Annotated in this window: 4 protein-coding genes and 1 pseudogene; 2 read left to right on the top strand and 3 right to left on the bottom strand. The window is 66.8% G+C overall.

All coding sequences use genetic code 11. The features are described from left to right. The 3 genes and pseudogenes from ACESMD_RS02015 to ACESMD_RS02005 all read right to left on the bottom strand — a co-directional run. Nucleotides 1-383 (bottom strand): annotated as a pseudogene (locus tag ACESMD_RS02015) (TIGR01620 family protein); the annotation flags it as partial. Then, nucleotides 380-1,771: a YcjX family protein gene (locus tag ACESMD_RS02010; protein ID WP_372609854.1), complete on the bottom strand. Its 1,392-nt coding sequence runs from the start codon at nt 1,769-1,771 to the stop codon at nt 380-382. The pseudogene ACESMD_RS02015 and the gene ACESMD_RS02010, both read right to left, overlap by 4 nt. Before the next feature lie 19 nt (nt 1,772-1,790). Then, complete coding sequence (locus ACESMD_RS02005; RefSeq protein ID WP_372609852.1) at nt 1,791-1,982, bottom strand: hypothetical protein; 192 nt, start codon at nt 1,980-1,982, stop codon at nt 1,791-1,793. A 137-nt stretch (nt 1,983-2,119) separates the two neighbouring features. Between ACESMD_RS02005 and ACESMD_RS02000 the strand changes: the two genes are divergently transcribed. Together ACESMD_RS02000 and ACESMD_RS01995 are read left to right on the top strand one after the other, a co-directional pair. Next, the gene (locus ACESMD_RS02000; protein WP_372609856.1) at nt 2,120-2,665 is read left to right on the top strand and encodes a DUF924 family protein; all 546 of its coding nucleotides are present in this window, start codon (nt 2,120-2,122) and stop codon (nt 2,663-2,665) included. 67 nt (nt 2,666-2,732) lie between these two features. After that, entirely contained in the window at nt 2,733-2,975 is a 243-nt protein-coding gene (locus ACESMD_RS01995; protein WP_372609850.1) for a GlsB/YeaQ/YmgE family stress response membrane protein, read from the top strand. Nucleotides 2,976-3,124: the final 149 nt, after the last annotated feature.

Genomic DNA, 3,124 nt, shown 5'->3' with positions numbered 1-3,124 from the left:
TTCAGCCGGCGCCGGCGAAACAGCTCGCGTATCAGCGCCGTACCGCCCAGTCCCAGGGCGAACAGCAGCAGTAGGCTCCATCCCCCCGACACCCAATCGCCGCCGAGTCCTGCCGTGTAGAGCGTTCGGCCAGCCTCCACGGCACCCAGACCGATGCCGCCCGCCAGCAGGCCGAGCAACCCCCAGCGTCGCTTTCCTGAGGGCACCAGCCCTACCTCCAGGGCTCGCTCCCTTTCTTCCGATAACGGGGCATCGTCCAGGGGCTCGCTCTGCCACTCGGCCGGGAAGCTCTCGCCGGGCCTGGGGCCCTGTTCCATCGTCGAGGCGGGGTCGAAGGCGAAGCGCTGACCGGGGCGGGGGTCCCTGTGTGGGGAGTCACTCATTTCAGCTTGTCTCCGATCAACCAGTCAATGACCGCATCCATGCGGATGTGGGGGAGGGCGCCGCCGTCACGCGGCGCCGGGCGGAAGGCCGGGAAGTCGAACCCCTGGCGCGCCCAGAAGCCGGGGTCCGGCAGGCGGTCGGGCACTTCGCCGGGATACAGCAACAGCGCCTCGCCCTGCTGCCCAATGCCGCGCAGCGCCGGTGAGCGTCGTCCCTGATGGGCCACCTCCCGACTCTCGCTGGCGCGTATGGCCGCCAGTGAGAAGGCCTGGACCGGGACATTGGCGAAGCGAAGGTCCTTCATGGGCTCGGCCAGCAGGGCTTCCAGAAGAGCGACGAGGCGTGGATGCTGATCGGGGGTTACATGATCGGCCTTGGTGGCGGCGATGGCCAGGCGGTCGATGCGCGGCGCAAAGAGTCGTGAGATCAGGCTGCGCTTGCCGTAGTCGAAGCTCTGCATCAGCTTGCCCAGTGCCCGCGACAGGTCCTCGAAGCGCTCGGGGCCGGCGTTCAGGGCACCCAGCAGGTCCACCAGCACGATCTGGCGATCGAAGCGGCGGAAATGGTCGCGGTAAAAGGGCCTCACGATGCGTTGCTGGTAGTGCCTGTAGCGTCTCGCCAGGGTGGCGTAGTTGCTCTCCGGCGGGAGCTTTTCCAGCTCCTCCGCCGTGAAGGTCTCGATGCCGGGCAGGGGAAAGAACTGCAGCACCGGGGCACCGGCCAGCTCACCCGGCAGGAGGAAACGACCCGGCTGGAGGTCGGCGAAGCCGGCATCCCGGGCGGCTCTAAGGCCTTGCGCATAGTGCTCGGCGATCTTGGCCAGACGGGCCTCGTCGGCCTCGGCGGCGGGGTCCAGCCCGGCCACGGCTGCTTGCCAGTCTTCAAAGAGCGCCGCCCTGGCCTGGCCCCGGATCGGCTGCTGGGCCAGGCTCCAGTCGGGGTAGTCGAGGTCCAGCAGTGGCAGGTCGAGCAGCCATTCGCCGGGATAGTCGAACAGGTCCAGGCTGAGCTGGCGGGTCTCGCTCCCCAGCAGGCCGGGCCTTGTCGGCCGGTAGCGAATCGCCAGGCGCAGTTCGCTGATGCCACGAGTGGGGGCCGGCCAGCGGGGCGGCGTATCGTCCAGGGCCGCCATGGCCTGGTCGTAGGGAAAGCGCGGCACGCCCAGGTCCTGCTGGCTGACCCGACGCGCCCCCAGCAGGCGTCCCTCACGGGCAACGGGCAGCAGGTCGAGACGCGCCTCCAGCCCGGCATGGCGAAGCTGGTTGACCAGGGAAGTGAGAAAGGCCGTCTTGCCGGAACGCGACAGGCCGGTCACGGCCAGACGAAGCTGGCGGTCGCGGCCACGTTCGAGCAGATCATTGAGTTCGCGAGCCAGGGGCTGGCGCATGGGCAGGAATACCCCGATATCAGAGGGTCAGGAGCACGAAGAACTGATAGAGCAATGGCGTGGCCGCGATCAGAAAGCCCAGACCGGCCAGCAGATACCCGAGCCGGCGGTGCCGGCTGCGATCTGCCAGGGTCAGGCCACCGATACAGACCACCAGGCCGACCAGGTTGAAGATGAAGGTGGTCATCTCCAGGAATTGCTGGATTGTCATTCGCGCTCCTCGGTGGCTCTGGGGGCTTGCAGCCGGGGGGTTCAACAGATTGCTATGCTGGATGATATCAGGCACGGCGGGGTGGCCGAAGTCCACCGCGAAAATGAACTCACTCGGGGGAGGCCGCGATGGCGGAGATGCAATCATCGGTGGACAGGGTGATCGACTTCTGGTTCCACACCTTGAAACCCGCACAGTGGTTCCGCAAGGACCCGGAACTGGATGCGGTCATCGCCCGGCGTTTCGGCGACCTGCTTGCGGCCGCCGGCCACGGTGAGTTATGGCAGTGGCGCCGTGATGCGCGAGGGCGGCTGGCCGAGGTGATCGTGCTCGATCAGTTCTCGCGTAACATTCATCGTCACTCGCCGCTCGCCTTCGAACGGGATGCCATGGCGCTGGTACTGGCTCAGGAGGCCGTGGCCAATGGGGCCGACAGGCACCTTGAGGTGTCATGGCGGGCCTTCCTCTACATGCCCTGGATGCACAGCGAGTCCCTGCGAATCCATGACGAGGCCCTGCGCCTCTTCGACCAGCCGGGACTCGAGGAGTCGCTGCGCCAAGAGTACCGTCATCGCGAGGTCCTGATGCGTTTCGGTCGCTATCCCCACCGCAATGCCATCCTGGGCCGGGACTCCACCCCGGAGGAACTCGCCTTCCTCGCCGAACCTGGTTTCTCGTTCTGAGGCTTTCCTCGACGGTGGGACTGATGCACTATCGTGGCTTAATCATCATGGATAAGGAGAGTGAACCATGGGACTGATTGCCTGGTTGATCATCGGCGGCCTGGCCGGCTGGCTTGCCGGCACCATCATGCGCGGAGGCGGCTTCGGCATCCTCGGCAATATCGGGGTCGGCGTCGTGGGGGCGGTGATCGGCGGCTCCCTGTTCAGACTGCTGGGGCTCCAGGCCGGCGGCTTCGTCGGCTCGCTGGTGACCGCGACGGCCGGCGCCGTGGTCCTGCTGTGGGTCATCACCAAGGTGCGAAGCCGCTGAGGGTCCGATAGATAGGTCTTAGCGAGGCGAAGAGGCGGGCAGCAGGCGCCGATACTGGTCGAGTCGCTTGTCCAGCCAGTCGCCGCTCAGGGAGTCCTGTGGTCCGGTGCCGGGCACCTTGACCTCGAGGAGAAAGACCCCATGGCGAC

It is taken from the genome of Halomonas sp., from assembly GCF_041689495.1.
Classification (GTDB): Bacteria; Pseudomonadota; Gammaproteobacteria; order Pseudomonadales; family Halomonadaceae; genus Halomonas.
The sequence above is the reverse complement of the archived record's forward strand: the minus strand, read 5'-3'. Positions and strand labels throughout refer to the sequence as shown.